Consider the following 22582-nt stretch of genomic DNA (forward strand, 5'->3'; position numbering starts at 1 on the left):
TGAATCACGAGTGGCCAACGTTTGCGCCCTGACTAGATACGGTTCTCTAATCGCTTGACGCGCCCCGCCCGTTCGGGCGGGGCCATGTTCATGCACGCGCATGCTGCATCGCACACGCGCAACGCGCTACAGCTTCGCGCTCACGCGTACCCATGCGGTACGGCCCGGCTCCATCACCGGCGCGTTCGCCGGATAGCCGAAGCCCGCATTGCCGGCGAGGTTCAGATGCTCGGTGTAGGCCTTGTTCAGCACGTTGTCGACGCCGACCGACACCTGCACGGTCTTGCTGACGTTGTATTGCGCATGCAGCGACAGCACGCCGAATCCGGCACTCGGACCGAAGTCCTTGCCGACCACGTTGCCCTCATTCAGGGCATAACGATGCTGCGGCGCAACGATCCGCCACAGCCCGCCGGCCGACCACGCGCCGCGCGTGTATTCGAGCCCGATGCGCGCCTCGAGCGGCGGCATCTGCGGCAGCGGATCCCCGCTCGCCACGTTGCGCCCCCACGCATACGCGAGCGAAGTCTCGACGCGCAGCGGCGCAACCGGCCGCCACGACACGCCTGCTTCGCCACCCATGATCTGCGCGTTGACGTTGGTCGCCTGCGTGGTCGGGCCCATCATGCCGGCCCCGTAGTTGAACAGGATGAAGTCCTGCACGTAGCCCGCGTAGGCCGACACCCACGCATCGAACCGGTCGCTCTTGTATTGCGCGCCGATGTCGAGCTGCGTGGTCTTCTCCGGCTGCACCGCCGAGAACGCGTTGACCGAACCGGCCGGCCCGCGCTTCGCGGAAAACAGCTCCCAGTAGTCGGGATAGCGCTCCGCATGACCGATCCCCGCATACCACGTGACGGGCAGCAACGCGAGATCGCGCTCGTAGCGCACGAAACCGCTCGGCAGCACGCGCGCGCGGTCGTCGTCGAAGGTCGGGTTGGGTTTTTTCATCATCATCCCGCTCGTCGTCGCGCGCTTGTCGCGTACGCTCGCGTAGTCGACACGCGCGCCGCCGATCACACGAGATACGTCACTCGCGTACCACGTCAGCTCGCCGAACGCGCCCGCGTTCCACATCGTCGCCTGCGCATCCCACGGCTGGTCGCCGTAGTTCTGCCGCCCCATCGCCGAGCGCGAATCGAGCCGGTTCGATTGTGCGTCGACGCCCGTCACGAGCTTGAAGTCGTCGCCGAAACGGAACGTCGCGGCCGCGCGCGCGCCGACCGTGCGGCGCCGCACCTCCGACGCCATCCGCATCGGCATGCTGCTGGTCGGGTCGGGCTGCCGCAACGTGTAGTTGTCCATCACGTGGTCGGCTTCGTTGTAGTACACGCGTGCCTCGATCCGGTCGAGCACGTCGCCGAGATGCCGCTTGTCGAACGACAGGCCGAACGTCTCGCGGCGGAAATGCGCGCCGTCCATCCCGCGGCCCGCATACTTCGCGTAGCCGTCGCCCGTGCCGGCCGTCAGTTCGACCCGCGTATGGTCGTCGGGCGTCCAGCCGAGCGCCGCATCGGCGTTCCACTTGTCCCACTGCGACGGCACCGTGTTGCCGTTGCCGTCCTTGTAGTCCTGCGAATGCGCGTGGTTCGCGGTCACGCGGCCATAGACGTCCGGCGTGCCGGCCGTCACGTCGATGTTCTGGTCGTTGCGACCGAACGAGCCGCCGACGAGGCTGCCCTCGAAACGCATGCCCGGCTTGTCGAAACGCGGCGTCACACGCTCGAACAGCACGGTGCCGGCCGACGCGCCGGGACCGTACAGCACGGTCTGCGGCCCCTTCACGACGGTGACCTTGTCATAGCTTTCCGGCGCGATGTACGACGTCGGCGCATCCATCCGGTTCGGGCAGGCACCGAGCGTCGGCATCCCGTTCGCCAGGATGTTCAGCCGCGAACCGAACATCCCGCGCAGCACGGGGTCGCCGTTCGTGCCGCCGCTGCGGATCGACGTGAAGCCGGGGATCGTCTTCAGGTAATCCGCGCCGTCGCTGGCGGGCAGCGGCTGGCGCGGTGCCTTCGGATCCGTGACGACGACGAGCGGCGTCGTCAGCGGCGACGCGACGACCTCGACGGCCGGCAGCAGCGCGGCCGCATCGTCCGCAGGCACGCCGGTCGCGCGAGCCGTTTCGGCCGCCGCAGCGGTCGCGGCCAGCGCGCCGACGGCGAGCGCGGGAACGGTGAGTTTCAACACGCGCGGCACGCGCCGCGCACAGGCATTGCGCGACGCCCGCGGCGCACGCAACTGGAAAATGGTCATGATCGAAAGCCCGAGTGACGCCCTCCACGCGGCCTCGACGGGCCGCACGGATATCGGCGGTGGAAAGAACAGAAGACGGCGCGTCAGGCGCGCTCGGGCGGTGCGCGTGGATACGCGCGCGGATAGCGGTCGGCGCGCGCCGCAACGGCAGGCGGCGCGGCGGCGGAAACGGAAACGACGGAAACGGAAGCGAACGACGCGGCGGCCGGCGCGCCGATCACGGGGCTGTGCGCGAAGAAGCCGCAGTAGCCGCACGCCTCGAGATGCAACGCGTGATCGTGCATGCGACCCGCATCGGGCGACCGATGCGCGCCGTGCTCTGCACTGCAGACGGTCGCGTCGGGCGCGGCTGCCTGCGCGATGCGCCACTGCGACACCAGCGGCGCCGCGATCGCGAGCCAGATCGCGAGCACGCCAAGCCAGGCGGTCAGGTGACGATGTCGGTGCAGCATGCGCGGCGGCGAGTAAGCGGAATGTAAAAACAGCCGAGATGTTACAGAATGTTCACCGCGATGGCCAGCCGCGGATGACGGTAAACGAAGCGGGGGCGCATGGTTGTCAACACAACCATGCGCCCCCGCCTGCTGCGCGCGTCCGGAGTGCGGCGCTCAGGGCGCCATGCGCCGCAGCACGGCGTCGCGCCGGATGAAATGGTGGTACAGCGCAGCCAGCGCATGCAGGCCGATCACGAAGTAGAACGCATTGCCGATCAGCTCGTGCGCTCCCTTGATCGTCGGCCGCAGCGCCTTGTCCGGGCCGAACAGCGTGAACGACACGCCGAGCCAGTCGAGCGATACCGGCTTGCCGCCCAGGTTGATCAACATGATGCCGAGCAGCGGCTGCGCGATGATGAACACGTAGAGCGCGACATGCGCGAGCTTCGAGAGCCAGCGCAGCAGCGCGGCCTGCGGAATGGCTTCCGGCACGCGGCTGACGGCTCGCCACAGTACGCGCAGCACCGACAGCACGAGCACGAGCGTGCCCGCGGTGAGGTGCACGTTCATCCAGAACACCCGGCTGTCGCTGCCTTTCGGCCCGCGGATCTCGATGGCCAGGTAGGCCAGCGCGACCAGCAGGAAGATGGCCCAGTGGAAGAAGATCGCGGGCGAGCTGTAGCGCGTCTGTTTCGCGAGGATGTTTTTCATGCGTCGTCTCGTGTTGTATGCGGGGAGGGGCGCATGCCGAAACCGGCTCCGCGCCCGGCAGAGCTGCCACGATTGTAGCCGCACGGGTGTCCGGTTTTGCGCGACTCGGTCAAATATCCGACGAATCGTCGACGCACGCCGAGCGGGGCTGTCATATGGAAAATCCGCATCGCGCCCGGGAACGGCTGTGGCACGATGAAGCTTTGGTGTCGACGTTGCGCGCGCATCATGAGCAAGGCGTTCTTCGTTGCGGCCTACCGGCTGATTGCCGCGTTGCTCGCGGTGTCCACGACGTTGCACAGCATCGCCGGCTACTGGGGCATGCCCGCAATTCATCTCGGCAACTTCCTCAGCTATTTCACGCAACTGAGCAGCCTCTATGCGGCGGCGATGCTGACCGCGGGGCTCTGGTGCATCGCGCGCCCCGGCTCGGCCCGCTACGAATCGATGCGCGGCGCGGCGGTCTTGTACATGCTGATCACCGCGATCGTCTACGAACTCCTGCTCGCGCGGCTCGATGCGCTGCGACATGTCACGCCGGCGTTCAACAACTGGGTGCTGCACCGGATCGTGCCGCTCGTCATGCTGTGCGACTGGCTGTACGTGGAGCCGCGCTCGCCGATCGCGCGGCGCAGCGCGTTCGCGTGGCTCGGTTTTCCGGTCGTCTATCTCGGCTATACGCTCGTGCGCGGCGCGCTGGAGAACTGGTATCCCTACCCGTTCGTCGATCCGCGGCCGCACGGCTACCTGCCGGTCGCGATCCAGTGTTCGCTGATCGCGCTCGGCGCGACGGCGCTCGCACTGGGCATCCGCTGGCTCGGCAATCATGCGAGACAGCCCGGCACCGCGACGCTGAAGGAAGGATGAAGTAGAACGAAGGCGGGAGCGTGTGCGCCGCCCGGCGCACACGTGGCGATGCGGTTCGTCAGCCGCCGTTGCGCGGCAGGAAGATCATCGGATCGACGACCTTGCCGTTCTGGCGGACTTCGAACTCGAACGTCGAACGGCCGCTCGCGTCGGTGCCCATCTCGGCGATCGGCTGGCCCGTGCGCACCGCGTCGCCTTCGTTGACGAGCAGCTTGCCGTTGTGGCCGTAGGCCGTGATGAGCCCGTTGTCGTGCTTCAGGATCACGAGCGGACCGTACGCCTTGACACCCGACCCGGCGTAGACCACCCGCCCGTTCGCCGCGGCCCGCACCGAACGGTCGGGCCCGGATGCGGCGATCACGACGCCGCGCGTCTTGCCGGCCGCAAACGGCGCCGCGACGACGCCCGTGGCCGGCCATGCGAGCGAGCCCGGCTGTGCGGCCGCCGCGGGCGGCTGCCCGAGCGACGTCGCGGCAGGCGGCGGCGCGACGCGCAGCACCTGGCCGGGCGACAAGGCGTCGGTAGGCGCCATGTGGTTCCAGCTCGCCACGTCCTGCACGCGCTGCCCGTAGGCGCTCGCGACGCCCGCGAGCGTGTCGCCCGGGTTCACGCGGTAATAGCCGGCGATTACGCCCGGCGTCGCGGCCGACATCGGCGCCGACGAACGCGCCGGCTGCCAGTTGTCGGTCCACGGCGTCAGCGTACAGCCCGACAGCGCGACGGCTGCGGCGACGAACGCCGCCTGCGGCAGCCAGCGTGCCAGCGAATCGTGGATGGGAATAGTTTTTCTCAAGGGTCCTCCCGGATTTGCGTCGTTGCGCCGCCCACCGCCCTCCGGCGCGCGACGCACGATGTCCGGCCGGACGGCCGAACCAACCAGTATCCGACCGCTGTCGCGGCCGTCAGTTTCCACATCGGAACGTCTGCGCGAACGGGCTCACCGGCCCCTTTTTCGTGTCGCTCCGACCGGCAAAGATACCATTTGTCGCGGTCAGGACCGCGACAGTTGCGGGTTCCGGCAACAATCTTGCGGCGCCGCCCATGCGTGCCGACGGCCCGCGAGCCGCGCCGCGCGCCCGATCCGGTGAGCCTGCAGCCGGTCTTCCGCATCCCTCGCCGCCGTCATCTGCCGTCTCGGCTCCGTCACATTCCCCCCTTCGATCGCCGCCTATACTCGGTGATGCGCAGCGCGATCCAACGACAACGAGGAGCATGACAATGAACAATGCGACGTTTCTTTCGGTGCAGCTCAACGCGGACGATTTCGCCGGTTCCAGCGGCCTGGTCGAATTGCTCAACCGGCACCTGCTGTTCGCAACCGACGTCGCCGAGGCGGCCGATGCGCTCGTCCAGCTGGCGAGCGTCACGCACCTGACGGGTGCCACGCGCCACAGCGTCGAGTTGCCGATCCTCGCGCTCGAGCGGCTGCGCGAGGCGCTCGACACGCTGAGCGGCTACGACGAAACGTGGCTCCAGGTGCTGGAGCCGGCCGAAGCGCTGTTCCGGGATATCGGGCGCGGCCGCCGCCCGCTGCACTGACTGCCGGCGCAGTACGCGCCACCAATGAAAACGGCCCATCTTTCCGCATGACGGAACCGGCGCCGCAGGCGCCTCAAATGAAAACAGCCTGTCGTTCCGTCCTTCGGAACGACAGGCTGTTTGTACTACGCGGGGTCAGGTCCGGCCGCCGGGGCGGCCGCGCCATTAACGACCCTTGTAGACCGGTGCGCCGTCAGCGATACGCTTGACTTGCCAGCCGGTCTTTGCCGCGGCCGGAGCGCCGGATTCTTGCGCGGCGGCCGGTTGCGCGCCATAGCCGGTCGTGTCGGCGGCGGCGACGTTCTGTTGCGGGTTCACACGGGCTTCAGCAGCCAGGATGCCTTCCGGGTAGTTCGTCCGGTCGCTGCCCAGCTTGTAGCCGGCCTGTTGCAGTTGGACCAGTTCGGCCTTCACCTGCGCACGGGTGACGGGCGCGTTCTGTTGGGCGAACGAGACGGCGGGGACGGCGAGGACAGCAGCTGCAGCGAACGTTGCGATCAGCGATTTCATGATTACCTCCGGGATTTTTTTGCTCCGCCGCACACACCATGTCTGCAGCGATGGAACAGAGTTTAGTCCCGGCGTCGCCTAGGGAAAACCATGAAAGAACGAAAACACTGTTTCCCGGAAGCCAACAATGTCGGCATCCGGGATAGAAAAACCCTATTCAGAGAATAGATTTTCGCAACAATGCTGGCCCCGCAGGCCGGTTACGACCAGTTCGCGTGGAAGCTGCCCGGCTTGTCGGTGCGCTCGAACGTGTGCGCGCCGAAGAAGTCGCGCTGCGCCTGCACGAGGTTCGCCGGCAGCCGCTCGGAACGGTAGCTGTCGAAGTACGCGACCGCCGACGCGAACGCGGGCACCGGCACGCCGGCCTTCACCGCGGCGACCACGACGTCGCGCAGCGATGCCTGGTAGTTCGCGGCGATGTCCTGGAAGTACGGATCGAGCAGCAGGTTCGCGAGCGCCGGATCCTTCGCGTAAGCATCCGTGATCTTCTGCAGGAAGCGCGCGCGGATGATGCAGCCCGCGCGGAAGATCTTCGCGATCGTCCCGAGATCGAGGTTCCAGCCGTACTCTTCGGACGCCGTGCGCAGTTGCGCGAAGCCCTGCGCGTACGAGATCACCTTGCTCAGGTACAGCGCGCGGCGCACCGCTTCGACGAACGCGGCGCGATCGCCATCGAACGGCGCGGCGGTCGGGCCCGACAGGATCTTGCTGGCCGCGACGCGCTCGGTCTTCAGCGACGACAGCACGCGCGCGAACACCGATTCCGTGATGAGCGGCAGCGGCACGCCGAGATCCAGCGCGTTCTGGCTCGTCCACTTGCCGGTGCCCTTCTGCGCGGCGCGATCGAGGATCACGTCGACGAGGTGCTTGCCGGTCTCTTCGTCCTTCTTGCCGAAGATCTTCGACGTGATCTCCATCAGGTAGCTGTCGAGCTCGCCCTGGTTCCATTCGGTGTACACCGCGCCGAGCTCGTCGTTGGTCAGGCCCGCGACGTCCTTCAGCACCGAGTAGCTTTCGGCGATCAATTGCATGTCGCCGTATTCGATGCCGTTGTGGACCATCTTCACGTAGTGGCCCGCGCCATCCGGGCCCATGTATGCGACGCACGGCTCGCCGTCCGACGGCGCCTTCGCGGCGATCTGCTTGAGGATCGGCTCGACGAGGTCGTACGCGTCGCGCTGGCCGCCGGGCATGATCGACGGGCCGCGCAACGCGCCCTCTTCGCCGCCCGACACGCCGGTGCCGATGAAGTGCAGGCCCGATTGCGCGAGTTCCTGGTTGCGGCGGATCGTGTCGGTGAAGTGCGTATTGCCGCCGTCGATCAGCACGTCGCCCTTCTCGAGCAGCGGCTTGAGCGACGCGATCGTCGCATCGGTCGCCTCGCCGGCCTTCACCATCATCAGGATCCGGCGCGGCGTTTCGAGCGACGCGACGAACTCCTCGAGCGTGTAGGTCGGCACCAGATTGCGGCCGGGGAATTCGGCGATCAGTTCGTCGGTTTTCTCGCGGCTGCGGTTGTACACCGACACCGCGTAACCGCGGCTCTCGATATTGAGTGCGAGATTGCGGCCCATCACCGCGAGTCCGATCACACCGATTGCTTGTTTGCCCATTAGTCAATTCTCCGGAAAAAACAGGGCGCGACCCGAGCCGGGCCGCGCGCACAGGCGAAAGGATAGTGGAAACCCGGCGGCGATGCGCGCTTGCGTGTCATTGCTCCGCGTGCGGAAGCCGACGGAACACGACGCTCAGGTTGTTCGCCGGCATCTCGACGACCTCGATGCAGTCGAGCCCGCGATCGAGGCCGAGCGCGACGACGGTCTCGAGATCGCGCACGCCCCACGACGGGTCGCGGCTTCGCAACTGCAGGTCGAATGCTTCGTTCGACGGCGCCGTATGCCGGCCTTCGCGACGATACGGGCCGTACAGGAACAGCACGCCGCCTGGCCGCAGCAGGCGCGACGCGCCCGCGAACAGTGCTTCGGTGCAGGCCCACGGCGAGATGTGAATCATGTTGATGCAGACGATCGCGTCGAGCGCGTCGACCGGCCACGACGCGTCGCGCACGTCGAACGCCAGCGGCCCGGCGACGTTCGCGACGCCCGCATGCGCGATCCACGCGGCGATCGAGCGCCGCGCGTGCGCGTCGGGATCGCTCGGCTGCCAGCGCAGGCCCGGCAGCGCCTGCGCGAAATGGACGACGTGCTGCCCCGTGCCGCTCGCGATTTCGAGCACGCTGCCGGTCGCCGGCAGCACGCGGCGCAACACGTCGAGAATCGGCCCGCGATTGCGTTCGGCCGCCGGCGCCGACAACCGCGCGGACGGATCGGGCGAAGGTATCGGGCCGCTCACGATGCGTGCTCCGCTGCGTTGCCCGCGAGGCCCAGCCGCGCAGTCAGTGCGTCGAGCGCCGGTGCGCACTGCGCCTCGACCTTCAGCGTCAGCATCGGATCGGCGCGCGTATGACCGAGATTGAGCGCGGCGACCGGCTTGTGCTGCGCCTGCGCCCACACGCAGAAGCGGTACCCGGAATACACCATCAGCGACGACCCGACGACGAGCAATGCATCGGCTGCATCGAGCGCCTGCGCGGCCAGCGCCACACGCTCGCGCGGCACGTTCTCGCCGAAGAACACGACCGCCGGCTTCAGCAGGCCGCCGCACGCGGGGCACGCCGGAATCCGGAACGTGTCGAGCGCGGCCCATTCGAGGTGCGCGTCGCCGTCCGCGGCCGGCTCGGCCTGCGTGCCCAGCAGCTCGGGATTGTCGGCTTCGAGCACGGTCTGGATCGTCGCGCGCGCATGATGCGCACCGCATTCGAGGCACGTCACGCCGTTAATCCCACCGTGCAGCTCGATCACGTCGTCGCTGCCCGCGCGCTGATGCAGGCCGTCGACATTCTGCGTGACGAGGCGCTCGATCCGGCCCGCGCCGCCGAGCCGCGCCAGCGCGACGTGCGACCGGTTCGGCTGCGCGCGGCCGACGACAGGCCAGCCGATCATGCTGCGCGCCCAGTAGCGTCGCCGCGCGGCATCGGAGCCGAGGAATTCGTGGAGCTGGATCGGCGGCGAGCGCATCCATTGGCCGTTGCGGTCGCGATAGCCGGGAATGCCGGAATCGGTGCTGATGCCCGCGCCTGTCAGCACGAGCAGGCGCGGATGACGCTCGACGAACGTGTGCAGCGCGTCGAGCGCGGCCGGCTCGACACAGGCGGATGAGGGGTCATGCAGGGCTTGATCGTTCATGTAGATAACGCGTGATCGGGCGCGCCGGCAAGCCGTGCGACCGCACGAGCGGCCCGCGCGCCAGCACATGATACAGAACGCCGCGCGATCCGGCCGGCGCCACGCACGGCAAACCCGCGCACAAAAAAAGACGCCCATCGCCGCTCGGCGATGGGCGCTTCAACAATTGATCCATCGGGGTAGTGGATCAACTGACAGCACAATGGTGTGGCGTCCGCCACGCTGCGCATGGCGAACGCTTCCCCTGGACTACGCGTGTTCCGCGATGACGCTCGCATCGTTGCGCCACCGGCTTTCCGGAGCGATCCGGTTCTTCGGGCCCGTCACGCCGATGCCATGCGCGGCGCGCGAACGCATCCGCCGCGCGACGACTCGCGTTGCACTACGGAATGACGATCCGGGATCCAGGCCGGGGCCATCCGCATGCGTTCACGGGTCATCCCCGACGGCCGACCGGCACCGGTCGGCCTCGTGCGTCACGCATGCACGTCGTCGTTCAGAACGAACCCGATTGCTCGGATGGAACGGAAAGCCGCGCACTCACGTCGCCGCAATCAACGGCGAAGCGAATACCCTGGCAGGTCGGCGATTCAAGTTTGCAACACGACACGTTGCGATTCGGTCTCTTTTCATTCTCTTGTCCCCGTATTCGATACGTCCGACCCACTGAAGCGATCGCCGGGCCGACTGCGCTAGCGATCGCGCTCACGGCGCATACAGATATGCAAGGAGCGCACCATGCTTCATGCCGCAAGGCCGCGCGGGCGAATGCAAGGCCTTTGACGGGGACCGCGCACCGACTAGGAGCGCTAACGTTTCGAAACTGAAACACCCACCGGATCGACGACGGCCGGCGATGCCTGCCGGCTTGCCGCACCGGCCCGGGCGGGCATCGCGACGTTGTTTCTGCGCGCCGCGCCGCCGCCAATCGTCTTACAATCGCCCGACAGCGGCGGCGCACGCATGACCGGACGTGCTCGCCTGGCCTTGCGCCCTTCGCGCGGCTCCCCGCCACCTGACCGGAAAACCTCGCTCGACGCATGCCTGACGCAAAGGACTGGCTGGATATCGACTACCGCACGCTGTTCCGGCTGCACCCGGATCGCCGGATCGAACGCGAGAACGATCCCGACTGCTCGCCGGGGCCGCGCTTCTGGCTGGGCCGATGCGCGGACGGCCACCTGTCGGGCGTACGCGCCGACGTGCCCGGCCACCTTGCGGACGAACTGGCGTGCGTGGCCGACAGTGAACCTCCGTTTGCGGGCCGCACGCAGCCCGCGCATCTCGAACGCTATCTGTCGATACTCGCGCCCGTTTCGCACTGGAATACCGGCCTCGTCTACGCACTGCCGCACGCGCTCGGGTTCGACACCGACGCACGCATCGCGCTGATCGACGGCGACAGCGACGCGGGCCGGCAGCTGCGCCAATCGCTGTCCACGCACGGGATGCCCGAAGGGCTGTTGTCGATGGGTTTTCGAAGCGTCGCCGATCTGTGGACGCCGTGGTGCGCGGCCGTCGTCGACGGCGAAATCGTGTCGGTTGCGTTCGCCGCGCGGCTGTCCGATGTCGGCGCCGAACTGGGTCTCGCGACGGCTCCGGCGTTTCGGGGGCGTGGCCTGGCAGCCGCCGTCACCGCTGCATGGTCGCGGCTGCCGTCGCTTCGCACTCGCACGCTGTTCTACAGCACCGACGGCGACAACCGTGCGTCGCAACGCGTGGCGTCACGCTTGGGCCTCGCGCTGCGCGGCACGACGCTACGGATCGTGTAGCGCCGTGATTGGCGCGAGCCGCCCCGCTCCGGCCTGGCGCAAACACGTTAGCATTCGGACACGGAACGCCGCGCTCGCACGAACCGCCGATCGTTGTTCGCCCTGCACCGTCTCCAGGAATTCGACATGACCACGCCAGCCCTCGCCCGCGCCGACGTCGCACACCGCGTCTTTGCGGCCGGGCAGTTGTCGATCGGCCTCACGCTGCCGCTGCTTCGCAGCGGCAATATCGTCGCCGACTTCAACGAACAGCTCGAACTCGCGGCGCTTGCCGATACGCTCGGCTTTCGCGCGCTGTGGATTCGCGACGTGCCGCTGAACAGCGCCGACTATCCCGATCCTGTCGGCCACCTCGACCCGTGGGTGCTGCTCGGTGCGCTGGCGTCGCGTACGCGCCGGATCGCGCTCGCCAGCGGCGCGATCGTGCTGCCGCTGCGACATCCGCTGCATATCGCGAAAGGCGCGCTGTCGGTTGCGACGCTGTCGGGCGGACGCTTCATCCTCGGGCTCGGTTCCGGCGACCGGCCGCCTGAATACGCGGCGTTCGGCGTCGCTGCGGAAACGCGGCGCGACCGCTATCGCAAACACTGGGAAGTCGTCGCGGCCGCGCTCGGCGTACTGTCGCGCGTGCTGCCCGACGAAACGCCGCCCGACGCCACCGAATTCATGTTGCTGCCACGCGGCGAAGACGCAGTGCCGATGCTCGCGGTCGGCTCGGGCGGACAGAGCGTCGACTGGATCGCGCGGCACTCGATCGGCTGGATGACGTACCACCGCGACCCGGGCACGCAGCGCGCCCGCTATTCGATGTGGCGCGCGGCAGTCGAGCGGCTCGCGTCGCCGGCCTTTCGCGCGTTCGGCGTGTCGATGCGGCTCGACCTCGCCGCGCACCCCGATGCGCCGGCCACCGCGCTGACGCTCGGTTATGCCGCCGGGCGCCGCGCATTGGTCGACATCCTGCAGGACATGCGCGCGGCGGGCGCGCATCACGTCACGCTGAATCCGGGATCGGACCGTCCCGTGCGCGAGGTCATCGAAGAACTCGCCGAGCATGTACTGCCGGTTTTTCACGACGGGCGGGCATGATTCGTCAGGAATACGAATCCATCACATGCGACGTGTGCGTTGCGATGATGGTCCTTCTTTCATGATCGGTCGAGCGCTCGCCTGACGATACGCCGTTTGCGTTCAACAACCGTTCCCGGTTCACATCTGCACACCGGGCCCCCAACAGCCACGCGTTACAGGGCGCTTACGATCCGACGAGAACGATGTGTCCACATATCGGACTGTCCACAGTCTCGTGTCGGACGCTTGCCCGTCCGAACGCCCGGCCGACAAGATCTCGATGCGACGCAAATACAAGCCGCAAACGCCCACGCCACTTCAGATATGCCAGATTCGAATATTCGTCGATGGAACTATTCGGTTCCGATCGCGATCATGTTAACTTCCGTCCATCGTTCAGCCCGGCGGGCCGTGCGCCGATGCGCGCCCGCATGCCTACTCATGCGACAACTTCTTCTCGGCTGCCTGCTTGCCGCCGCCGTCTCGGCCGCGCACGCGGCCGCTCCCGCACCGGCCGCCGCGTCGGCCGCCTCCGGCACCGCGCCCGCGCTGACGCCGCAACAAGCGCAGCAGGCACTCGACGTGCTCGAAAACCCGCGCCAGCGTGCGCAGGTCGAAACGACGCTGCGTGCGATCGCGGCCGTCGGCGCATTGAGCGCGCCCGCGGTCGCCGCAAGCGAAGCGGCCGCGGCCAGCGGCGCGTCGGCTGCCGCGGCCCCGACGGCCCTCACGTCGAACGGGCTCGCGTCGATGCTCGTCCGCCAGGGAGCGCACTGGACCGCCGAAATCGGCAGCGCGCTGAAGGAATCGCTGCGCTCGCTGCTCGACGTCGGCTCGGTCGGAAGCTGGTGGCATGACAAGCTGGTGCGCGCCGACGAGCGCGCGGATCTCGCGCGCGCGATCTGGATCATCATCGCCGTGCTCGTGCCCGCGTTCCTGTTCGAATGGTTCGCGAAGCGGCTGCTGCGGCGCGCGCTGGCCGCGCTGGCCGCACGGCGCGCCGACTCGTCGCGCAGCACCGCGCCCGACTACGACAACGCGCCGCCACCGGATTCATCAGACCCGCCAGCCCCCCCTGACGCATCTGACACTACCGACGCATCCAACGCCGCACCCGCGTCACCGCAAGGGCCCATCGACGCGCGGCGCCACACCACGCTGCTGCACCGGATGCCGCGCGCGCTCGTCAGCCTCGCGCTGCGCGCGGTGCCGCTGCTCGTGTTCGTCGGCGTCGCGAGCCTGACGATGTCGATGATCGGCAACGCAGGCACGCCGATCGAATCCTCGCTCGAATCGCTGATCGACATCTACGTGATCTGCCGGCTCGTCACGATCGTCAGCCGGCTGTTCTTCCAGCCCGATGCGCGGCAATTGCGGCTGCTTCACATCAGCGACGCATGGGCCGACTTCGCGCAACGCTCGATCGTGCGGATCGTGGTCGTGGTCGGTGTCAGCACGGCCGTGGTCGAGATCGCCGCGAACTTCGGGCTCAGCGAGGCCGGTCACGTCGCGCTGCTGAAAGCGGTCGCGCTCGTCGGGCACGTGATGATCTCGGCGCTGATCCTGCAGTGCCGCCGGCCGGTCGCCGCGCGGATCCGCGCGGCCGGCGCGGACCGGCCGACCTTCGCGGTGGTCGGCAACGCGCTCGCGGACGCCTGGGCGCCCGTCTCGGTGTTCATCGTGATGGCGCTGTGGTTCGTGTGGGCGCTCGACGTCCACAACGGCTACCGCGTGCTGATCACGCTCGGCGGCCGCTCGATCGCCGTGATGATCGGCATGCGGATGGTGTCGATCGTCGCGTTCGGCGCGCTCGCGCGGCTGTTCCAGCGCCGCGACGAAGACCGCACGCTCGTCCATCTGCATGCGTACCGCTACTACCCGCTGCTGCGCCGGATCGTATCGGGCGCGATCGGCATCGTGACCGTCGTGCTGTTGCTGCAGATCTGGGGCGTACCGATCTTCCGCGCGTTCGAAACCGGCACGATCGGCCACCGGCTCGCGTCGGCGCTGGTGACGATCGCGATCGCGGCCATCGTCGCGCTCGTCGTATGGGAAGCCGCGAACATCGCGATCGAGCGCCGCCTGCAGCGCTGGACCCGCGAAGGCAATCTCGTGCGCGCGGCGCGGTTGCGCACGCTGCTGCCGATGCTGCGCTCGCTGCTGTTCGTGATGATCGCGCTCGTCGTCGTGCTGACGGGCCTCAGCGAGCTCGGCGTGAACATCGGCCCGCTGCTGGCCGGCGCCAGCATCTTCGGCGTCGCGCTCGGCTTCGGTTCGCAGAAGCTCGTGCAGGATTTCATCACCGGGATCTTCCTGCTGATGGAAAACGCGATGCAGGTCGGCGACTGGGTCACGCTCGCCGGCGTATCGGGCACGGTCGAATACCTGTCGATCCGCACGGTGCGGCTGCGCGCGGGCGACGGGTCGCTGTACACGATTCCGTTCAGTTCGGTGACGACCGTCAACAACACGAATCGCGGGCTCGGCAACGCGGCCGTCAAGGTCAGCATCGCCTACGGCGAGGACATCGATCGCGCAATCGCGACGCTGAAGGAGATCGGCGCCGCCTTGCGCGACGATCCGAAGTACCACGACGGCATCCTGTCGGACTTCAGCTACTGGGGCATCGACCAGGTCGACGGCGCGGCACTTGCGCTCGCGGGACAGATGCAGTGCACGGACTCGACGCGCTGGAGCGTGCAGCGTGAATTCAACCGGCGGATCGCTGAGACGTTCCGCGAACGCGGCATCCGGATCGCCAATCCGCAACGCAGCCTCGTCGCGTACGCGGATGGATCGCGGCCGGAAGGCAACGGCGCAAGCGAGGACGAAAGCGGCGGCAACACCCGCAACGGCAACGCCACGGAAACGGCGGCCCGGCCGCCGTCGCCCGGCCAACCGGAGCGCAAGCCGAACTGACCGGCGCGGCCAACGGCGCTCGATCGCGAAATCGAAAGCGCTGTCGATTCGGTGCGCGAAGCATTTCGCGGATGGAATACGTCGTCGGCCTGACGACCGACGCGCCCGTCGCGACATGCAACGGCGCGCGCATCCGGCACGCCGCTCTCGAATTCGACATTCGCCGGCACGCGCCGGCAATTCGAGTGCTTCCTCGATAGCGGTCGGTCAATTACACAATTACCCCATGAATCAGAAATGATCGGCGAACCGCCTTCGGCATTACCTTCACGGCCGGCTTCGAAAATTACAAAACGCCGCCGATCTTTTCAAAAACATTGCACCTTATTCGATTTAATTTTGTTTCATATAATCAGAAAAAGTTTGACACTCGGCTTTCGTTCTTGATACCGTCCGATTCAAGCAATCCGACGAATTGCCGATCACGCAATCGATTCCGCTCCACGTTTTTTCGCTTCCGTCGCACCGTAGTGCTCGCCGCCGGATGTGTCGTTCGCGCACCGGCGCATGCGATACCCCGATGCATCTCATTGGACGGCTGCCATCCGGCAGCGGGCCGAAGGATCGAACAAAATGAGCAGGACAACGAAGCTGTTGCTCTAGCAATCCCGCCCGCGCCATGTCCGCGCGGCTGCCCCGCATCGCGGCGCAGCCCTTTCGCTACCGCGTTTTTCGTATTTCGCCCCCGGAGAGAAACCATCTTTCCGGATCGGGCGAAAGGCCCTGTCGCGTCCGCGCCAACCGCAGAGCGCGACAGAAAGCGGCGGTGCACGATCCGCACCGCTGTCGACCGTTGTTGTTCGTGCCGTTCGATGTTCAACCGGAGGGGTAACTCAAATGAATCAGGTTGCAAACAAGAAACAAAAACACGTTCGCATCGTCAAGCTCGCATTCGCCGCCGCCGCGGCCGCTTCGTTCGGCATGGCGACCGTCCACGCCGCGCCGGCGGCGGGCTGGACGGAAACGCGCACCAAGGGATTCCTGCCGCTCGTGCAGCAGAGCGAAGCCGGCGTGGCCGGCGCGCCTGCCGCCAGCACGGCTGCCGCCGCGGCCGCGGCAATCGAACTGGCGCCCGGCGAATCGGTGGACATCGTGCTCGGGCTGAACCTGCGCAACGAGGTGCAACTCGACCAGTACCTGCGCGACCTGCATACGCCCGGCTCGCCGCACTACCGGCAGTTCCTCACACCGGCGCAGTTCGCCGCGCAATACGCGCCGACCGACCAGCAGGTCGCGTCCGTCGTCGCGCACCTGCGCAAGGAAGGTTTCGTGAACATCGTGGTCGCACCGAACCGGCTGCTGGTGTCCGCGTCCGGCACCGCGGCGACCATCAAGTCGGCGTTCCGCACGACGCTCAAGCGCTTCACGCGCAACGGCCGCAGCGTCTATGCGAATACCGACGCCGCGCAAGTGCCGAACGCCATCGGCGGCATCGTGGGCGCCGTGCTCGGCCTGCAGAACGTCGAGCTGATGCATACCGGCGCGGGCAGCAAGCCGCAAGGCAACACCAGCAACCTGACGATCCCGGCCGGCGCGTCGGCGGTGCCGCACAACCCGACCGAATTCTCGTCGATCTACGGCGGTGACGGCACGCCGACGGCCTCGCAAACCACGGTCGGCATCATCTCCGAAGGCGACCTGTCGCAGACGGTGAGCGACCTCAATACGTTCGCCGCGAACAACGGCCTCGGCACGATCGGCAGCAGCATCGTGCCGACCGGTCCGGCCGGCAGTTCGTACACCGATACGTCCGGCACCGTCGAGTGGAACCTCGACAGCCAGTCGATCGTCGGTGCGGCCGGCGGCAGCGTGAAGCAGGTCGTGTTCTACGCGGCGCCGTCGATGACACTGACGGCAATCACGGCCGCGTACAACAAGGCGGTGACCGACAACGTCGCGAAGGTGATCAACGTGTCGCTCGGCGTGTGCGAATCGTCCGCAAACAGCACCGGCTCGCAGGCGACCGACGAAACCATCTTCAAGCAGGCGGTCGCGCAGGGGCAGACCTTCTCCGTCTCCGCGGGCGACCATGGCGCGTACGAATGCGCGAGCGGCGCGCCGTCGCGCTCGACCTACACGGTGAGCGAACCGGCGACGTCGCCGTACGTGATCGCCGTGGGCGGCACGACGCTGTTCACCAGCACGTCGACCAACGCATACAACAGCGAGATCGTCTGGAACGATCCGAGCTGGCAGCCGGGCACCGTGTGGTCGACAGGCGGCGGATACAGCAAGTACGAGGCCGCGCCGTCGTGGCAATCGTCGAGCCTCACCGGATCGACCAAGCGCGCACTGCCGGACGTCGGTTTCGACGCCGACCTGCGCACCGGCGCGATTCTGGTGGTGAACGGCCAGACGTCCGACACGCTGTGGGGCTCGGGCTACCTGAACAACGAAGGCGGCACGAGCCTCGCCGCGCCGATCTTCACGGGCATCTGGGCGCGGCTGCAGTCGGCAAACAACAATGCTCTCGGGTTCCCCGCGTCGAGCATCTACAAGTACTTCCCGTCCAACGCGGCGCTGCTGCACGACGTCACGTCCGGCAACAACGGCAGCGGCACCTACGGCTACAAGGCGAAGGCCGGCTGGGACGCGACGACGGGCTTCGGCAGCGTGAATATCTCGAAGCTGAATGCGTTCATCCAGAGCACGTCGGATTTCGCGCGCTGATGGGCCGATGACCGACGCGGTTCCGGGTGTGCCGTTTCGCGCGCCCGGAACCGCGTGCAACTGCGTAAAGAACCCGCGAAGGCTGCGAAGCCCTCGCGGGTTTTCTGCATTCGCGTACGGCGCGCGCCGCCGTATTCTTCGAAGCCTCCCGGTCGTGCCGCCAAACTCAATCGGCCCAGTTCAGGACGTAGTCCGGCACGGGCACGCCGTCGTTGCCATCGGCATGAACCGGTGTACCACGCTTCGTCTTCAGTGGCAGAACCCCCGCCCACACAGCGAGCGAGAGGTCTTCCTCCTTGTCGAACGGCAGCGAATCGCTGACTTTCACCGCCGCCTCCGCAAGAGAAATCCGCAGCACGCTGGTTGCGTTGATTTCCTTCGAATTGCCCGGTCGCGCTTCATGCTTGCGGCCCGCGGCGATCTTGTCCATGAAGGCATCCAGCGCCGCGAGCTTTTCCGCGCTTCCTTCCACTGCGTCGAACTGCCCGTAGATCACCGCCGATCGATAATTCATCGAATGACTGAAGGCCGACCTGGCCAACACGAGACCATCCAGCAGCGTAATCGCCACGGAAGCCTGCGTGCCCGCAGACAGTGCCTTGATCATCCGGCTTCCGTTCGACCCGTGGATATAGAGATCGTCGCCCCGTCTCCAGTGTGCGGTCGGGATGCAGTGCGTATCCTGTCCGTCGCCGAACGCGATGTGACAGACGTACGCATCGTCCACGATGCGGTAGAGCATCGTGCGATCGTGATTCGCCAGTTCGGGCAGGCGGCGAATGGTGGTACGGGATGTGGGAGAGACGAGGGTCTGGTCTTTCATGTTTCGTTTTCCTGTTCGTGCGCAGCCTTGCACGCAGCCTTGCGCACATCGATCGGCCGCGTTTCGACAACACGTCGCATTCGATCGAAAACATCTATGCACTGCGAAATGAATGGAATCGGAATCGTGCAGCATCCGTGCGTGAACGACGGGTCGATCGACTCATCGACAGTCGCGCGCCAAATCGTTGAAAATACGCGGCTGCAACGATCGCCCGGGTACCGGCCATCCGCCGCGAATCGTCCGGCACGGGCCTGCACCGCGAGAACGTGAACAATACGACGTGCGCTGATTCTTAAAAAGAACCAGCCCAAGGAAAAATCTGGAACCAGCCCATGGACCTCGCGCTGCTCATCTCCTCGCTTTCCGGGCAGGACGGTACAACAAGACACAGCCAGCAGGAAGCCCTGTACCGGAGCCTGCGCAACATGCTGCTGGACGGGCACGTTCCGCCCGGCACGCGGCTCGTGTCGACGCGCGTGCTCGCGGCGGAGCTGGGCATCGCACGCAATTCCGTGGTCTATGCGTACGAGCGTCTTGCCGAAGAAGGCTTCGTGGCGGCCACGCGCAACGGCACGATCACGCTGTGGGACGGATGCGGCCGTTCGAGCGCCGGGACCGACGACGGCCCGGCCCCGGTTCACCTGTCCGAGCGCGTGCACGGCCTGGAGAACGCCGATCCCGAGCCCGAACGCATGCTGCCGTTCGTCCCCGGCCTTCCTTCGCTCGACGAATTCCCCGTCGCCCAGTGGCGCCGTTGCATCGAGCACGCATGGAAAGCCGTCAAGCCCGCCCAGCTCGCATATGGCCCGGTCGAAGGGCTGCCCGAATTGCGGCGCGCCGTGGCCGCCTATATCCGGGTTTCGCGAGGCGTGCGCTGCGAGACCGGCCAGGTATTCATCACCGACGGCACGCAGAGCAGCCTCGAGTTGTGTGCGCGCATGCTCGCGAATCCCGGCGAATTCGGCTGGCTCGAAAACCCCTGCTATAAGGGCGCCCGCGCGGCATTCCGCTCGACCGGCCTGAATATCGTGCCGATCGAGGTCGACCACGAAGGCATGGCGCCGACCGACGAACAGTGGCGCGCCCACCCGCCCCGGCTGATCTATACGACGCCGTCGCACCAATACCCGCTCGGCGCGCTGATGAGCCCGCGGCGACGCGCGGCGCTGGTCGAGCATGCGCGTGCCTGCGGTGCGTGGATCATCGAGGACGATTACGACAGCGAGTTCCGCCATGGCGGCCAGCCGCTCCCGGCGATCCAGGGCCTCCATGGCGACGCGCCGGTCTGCTATCTCGGCACGTTCAGCAAGACGATGTTTCCTGCCCTCAGGCTCGGCTTCATGGTGGTGCCGCCGGTCCTGGTCGACCGCTTCACCCGAACGCTGCGCGAACTCGTCCATCGCGGCCATTCGGCCGATCAACTGGCGATGGCCGAATTCATCGACACCGGCCTCTTTGCGCGGCACCTGCGCCGGATGCGGGCGCTATACGCCGAGCGGCGCAGCAGCCTCGAAGGCGCGCTTGCGCGCCACGTCGGCACCGCGTTGAGCGTTCGGGAAAGCCCCGGCGGCATGCATCTTTCGGCGGATCTCGCGCTACCGCTGCACGACACCGAAGTCGCGCGCGCCGCATCCGCGCATGGCTTGCTGCTTCAGCCGCTGAGCAGCTACGCCGTCGGCGACGGCCGCCGGTACAACGGCTTCGTGCTCGGGTATTCCGGGCTGACCGACGCGACGATCGAGACAGCGACGATCCAGCTCGCGGACGTCATCGAAAAGCACGGCCGCACGCGGTGCTGAGCGCAGCGCGACGCATCGTCGCTCACAGTTGCGATTCGATCGGAAACAGCCCCAGAAACCAGACTTCCATCCGGCGCGCGGCCGAAACTTCCGGTTCGTGATCGAGCTCGGTGACCTTCCCGTCCGAATCGGTCTGAACCCACTTGAGCTGCCCTTTCCCCGCCGGGTCGGTCCTCGGCTCGACGCGCCATGCGATCCGGTCGAGTCGCGATTCCAGATCGTTTGCAACCTGCGACGCAATCGCCGGACTCTCGCAGTAAACACCGATCTCCGTATTGAGGTTCAGCGAGCGCGGATCGAGGTTCATCGACCCGATGAAAATGCTCTTGTGATCGAACACGTAGGTCTTCGCATGCAGCGACGCACGCGACGACCCGATGATGACCTGCTTCGAAATGCTCTTGTCTCCCGACGGCCGCCGCTCGTAAAGCCGCACGCCGGCCGCCACGAGGTCGCTTCGGTAGCGCCGGTAGCCGGCATGCACGGCCGCCACGTCGGTCGACGCGAGCGAATTGGTCAGCACCGTCACGCGCACGCCGCTCGCCGAGAGCGCGCGCAGCCGCTCGACGACGGCCTTGCCCGGCACGAAATACGGCGACACGATCAGCAGGTCATGTTCGGGCTGCAATGCGAGCGCGCGCAACTGCGGCATCAGATGCCCGTCGTTGTCCTTCGGCGAATGCGCGATCTTCGACGGGTCGTCGTACAGTACCGTCGCGCGCCCCCACGACAGTTCCGCGCCCTGCCCATGAACGATCCGGTCGAGCCGTTGCCTCGCTTCGAGCACGTAAGGATTGTCCTCCATCGCCCTCAGGTAGTCGCGCAGCCGCTCACGCTCGCGGTCCAGCCCGCCCGGCGCCGCGTCGTGCCCGACCAGCGCGTCGATCGGATACGCATACGGTGAATTCCAGAACGTATCGAATTCCGTCGAGATGTCCTTCACGACCGGACCGTGGACGACGACATCGAGATCGCCGAATTCCAGCATCGACGATGCGCCGAAGTATTCGTCGCCGATATTGCGGCCGCCGACGATCGCCGCCTGGTTGTCCGCGATCATCGCCTTGTTGTGCATGCGCCGGTTGACGCGCGAGAACTCGAACACCGTGCCGATCTTCTTGAACCGGCGCGTGGCGACCGGGTTGAATAGCCGAATCTCGATGTTCGGGTGCGAGCTGATCTCGAGCAGCTTGCGGTCGTCCGCGTTCGTGCCGAGATCGTCGAGCAGCGCGCGCACGCGCACGCCGCGATCGGCCGCACGAATGATCGCGTCGGCCAACTCGTGCCCGGTCAGGTCGTCGTGCCAGATGTAGTACTGAAGGTCCAGCGACCGGTCCGCGCGGTCCGCAAGCAGCACACGCGCATCCAGCGCATCGACCGGATCGGTCAGCAGATGAAACGCGTCCTGCCCCGTATGCATGCCGGCCTGCTGGCGGAACGCAACGCCCAGCCGCGTGTTTTCCGTGTCGGTGAACGCATGCGTCGACGCGCGGTCGGCCTGCGGCGGCAGGCTGGCGCACGCGACGAGCGCCAGCAACGAAAGAATCGCACCCCACGAACGCAGCATGATCATGATTGCCGTCGCCACTCCCCGGCGAAGTATGTTTATTCTGGCCGCCGGATGGACCACGGGGCTCGACGGCTGCCCGGGCGCCCGACAGGCATCGCGCGCGGACCGTGCCGCGCCACAGCATACTTCGATTGCCGTCGGGACGGCACCCTCCCTGTGTTTTCCCGGCGGCGGTGTTCCGAAGATGCGCGACTTGCCGCGGTCGCTCGCGGCGGAAACGCTCGCGCTGAGGTTCAGGGTGGAGATCGATGCGGGCATACGCGGCACAGTGCGCCCCGTTTCACGGCGGTCCGGCATGCGGTCCGGACGCTCGCCTACGCAAAGAAAAACTGCGACGCATGGGGCCATCGCGGTTTTCGGCACGCCATGACACGGTGCGGCATGAGATCCGTT

The 22582-nt window shown here is 66.9% G+C and carries 18 protein-coding genes; 7 read left to right on the forward strand and 11 right to left on the reverse strand.

The annotated features are described in order from the left end of the window. Positions 1–126 precede the first annotated feature (126 nt). The 3 genes from GD429_RS03090 to GD429_RS03100 all read right to left on the reverse strand — a co-directional run bounded on the left by GD429_RS03090 (position 127) and on the right by GD429_RS03100 (position 3404). Positions 127–2259 (reverse strand): TonB-dependent copper receptor, encoded by a 2133-nt coding sequence (locus tag GD429_RS03090; RefSeq protein WP_152855617.1) that lies wholly within the window; start codon positions 2257–2259, stop codon positions 127–129. An 83-nt stretch (positions 2260–2342) separates the two neighbouring features. Next, complete coding sequence (locus tag GD429_RS03095; RefSeq protein ID WP_152855618.1) at positions 2343–2711, reverse strand: DUF2946 domain-containing protein; 369 nt, start codon at positions 2709–2711, stop codon at positions 2343–2345. A gap of 156 nt (positions 2712–2867) precedes the next feature. Next, the gene (locus GD429_RS03100) at positions 2868–3404 is read right to left on the reverse strand and encodes a cytochrome b (RefSeq protein WP_152855619.1); all 537 of its coding nucleotides are present in this window, start codon (positions 3402–3404) and stop codon (positions 2868–2870) included. Positions 3405–3632: 228 nt separating this feature from the next. Between GD429_RS03100 and GD429_RS03105 the strand changes: the two genes are divergently transcribed. After that, positions 3633–4271 carry a Pr6Pr family membrane protein gene (locus GD429_RS03105; protein ID WP_152855620.1) on the forward strand — a complete coding sequence of 213 codons (639 nt, stop codon included), beginning with the start codon at positions 3633–3635 and terminating at the stop codon, positions 4269–4271. A gap of 58 nt (positions 4272–4329) precedes the next feature. Here GD429_RS03105 and GD429_RS03110 read toward each other — a convergent pair whose 3' ends face one another. Beyond that, positions 4330–5064: a peptidoglycan DD-metalloendopeptidase family protein gene (locus tag GD429_RS03110; RefSeq protein ID WP_152855621.1), complete on the reverse strand. Its 735-nt coding sequence runs from the start codon at positions 5062–5064 to the stop codon at positions 4330–4332. Positions 5065–5489: 425 nt separating this feature from the next. On the opposite strand from GD429_RS03110, the gene GD429_RS03115 reads away from it, so the two are divergent. Beyond that, positions 5490–5810, forward strand: a complete 321-nt coding sequence (locus GD429_RS03115; protein WP_152855622.1) for a hypothetical protein — start codon at positions 5490–5492, stop codon at positions 5808–5810. A gap of 165 nt (positions 5811–5975) precedes the next feature. Here the strand turns inward: GD429_RS03115 and GD429_RS03120 are convergent, their stop codons facing one another. The 4 genes from GD429_RS03120 to GD429_RS03135 form a co-directional block, all read right to left on the reverse strand. Then, positions 5976–6320, reverse strand: a complete 345-nt coding sequence (locus tag GD429_RS03120; protein ID WP_047901374.1) for a DUF4148 domain-containing protein — start codon at positions 6318–6320, stop codon at positions 5976–5978. Positions 6321–6520: 200 nt separating this feature from the next. Beyond that, positions 6521–7933 (reverse strand): NADP-dependent phosphogluconate dehydrogenase, encoded by a 1413-nt coding sequence (gene gndA, locus GD429_RS03125; protein WP_152855623.1) that lies wholly within the window; start codon positions 7931–7933, stop codon positions 6521–6523. A gap of 97 nt (positions 7934–8030) precedes the next feature. Continuing rightward, positions 8031–8672 (reverse strand): DUF938 domain-containing protein, encoded by a 642-nt coding sequence (locus GD429_RS03130; RefSeq protein WP_321574372.1) that lies wholly within the window; start codon positions 8670–8672, stop codon positions 8031–8033. Next, the gene (locus GD429_RS03135) at positions 8669–9565 is read right to left on the reverse strand and encodes an NAD-dependent protein deacetylase (RefSeq protein WP_152855624.1); all 897 of its coding nucleotides are present in this window, start codon (positions 9563–9565) and stop codon (positions 8669–8671) included. Before GD429_RS03135 ends, GD429_RS03130 begins: the two co-directional genes overlap by 4 nt. Positions 9566–10605: 1040 nt before the next feature. Here GD429_RS03135 and GD429_RS03145 point away from each other — a divergent pair. The 4 genes from GD429_RS03145 to GD429_RS03165 all read left to right on the forward strand — a co-directional run bounded on the left by GD429_RS03145 (position 10606) and on the right by GD429_RS03165 (position 17994). After that, a complete protein-coding gene (locus tag GD429_RS03145; protein WP_152855625.1) occupies positions 10606–11337 on the forward strand; it encodes a GNAT family N-acetyltransferase in 732 nt (243 codons plus the stop codon). A 126-nt stretch (positions 11338–11463) separates the two neighbouring features. After that, positions 11464–12423, forward strand: coding sequence for an LLM class oxidoreductase (locus GD429_RS03150; RefSeq protein WP_152855626.1), 960 nt, complete (start codon positions 11464–11466; stop codon positions 12421–12423). A 423-nt stretch (positions 12424–12846) separates the two neighbouring features. After that, the gene (locus tag GD429_RS03155) at positions 12847–15324 is read left to right on the forward strand and encodes a mechanosensitive ion channel family protein (RefSeq protein WP_152855627.1); all 2478 of its coding nucleotides are present in this window, start codon (positions 12847–12849) and stop codon (positions 15322–15324) included. An 837-nt stretch (positions 15325–16161) separates the two neighbouring features. Beyond that, positions 16162–17994, forward strand: coding sequence for a protease pro-enzyme activation domain-containing protein (locus tag GD429_RS03165; protein ID WP_152855628.1), 1833 nt, complete (start codon positions 16162–16164; stop codon positions 17992–17994). A 166-nt stretch (positions 17995–18160) separates the two neighbouring features. Here GD429_RS03165 and GD429_RS03170 read toward each other — a convergent pair whose 3' ends face one another. Further along, entirely contained in the window at positions 18161–18817 is a 657-nt protein-coding gene (locus GD429_RS03170) for a pyridoxamine 5'-phosphate oxidase family protein (protein WP_152855629.1), read from the reverse strand. Beyond that, on the reverse strand, positions 18814–19131 hold the full coding sequence (locus tag GD429_RS03175) for a hypothetical protein (RefSeq protein WP_152855630.1): 318 nt from the start codon (positions 19129–19131) through the stop codon (positions 18814–18816). The genes GD429_RS03170 and GD429_RS03175 overlap by 4 nt, the downstream gene beginning before the upstream one ends. 21 nt (positions 19132–19152) lie before the next feature. Between GD429_RS03175 and GD429_RS03180 the strand changes: the two genes are divergently transcribed. Beyond that, complete coding sequence (locus GD429_RS03180) at positions 19153–20619, forward strand: PLP-dependent aminotransferase family protein (RefSeq protein ID WP_152855631.1); 1467 nt, start codon at positions 19153–19155, stop codon at positions 20617–20619. A gap of 22 nt (positions 20620–20641) precedes the next feature. On the opposite strand, the gene GD429_RS03185 is transcribed toward GD429_RS03180, so the two are convergent. Then, positions 20642–22192: a phospholipase D family protein gene (locus GD429_RS03185; protein WP_152855632.1), complete on the reverse strand. Its 1551-nt coding sequence runs from the start codon at positions 22190–22192 to the stop codon at positions 20642–20644. Positions 22193–22582 lie beyond the last annotated feature (390 nt).

The organism is Burkholderia sp. BE17 (genome assembly GCF_009362305.1).
Lineage (GTDB): Bacteria > Pseudomonadota > Gammaproteobacteria > Burkholderiales > Burkholderiaceae > Burkholderia > Burkholderia pyrrocinia_C.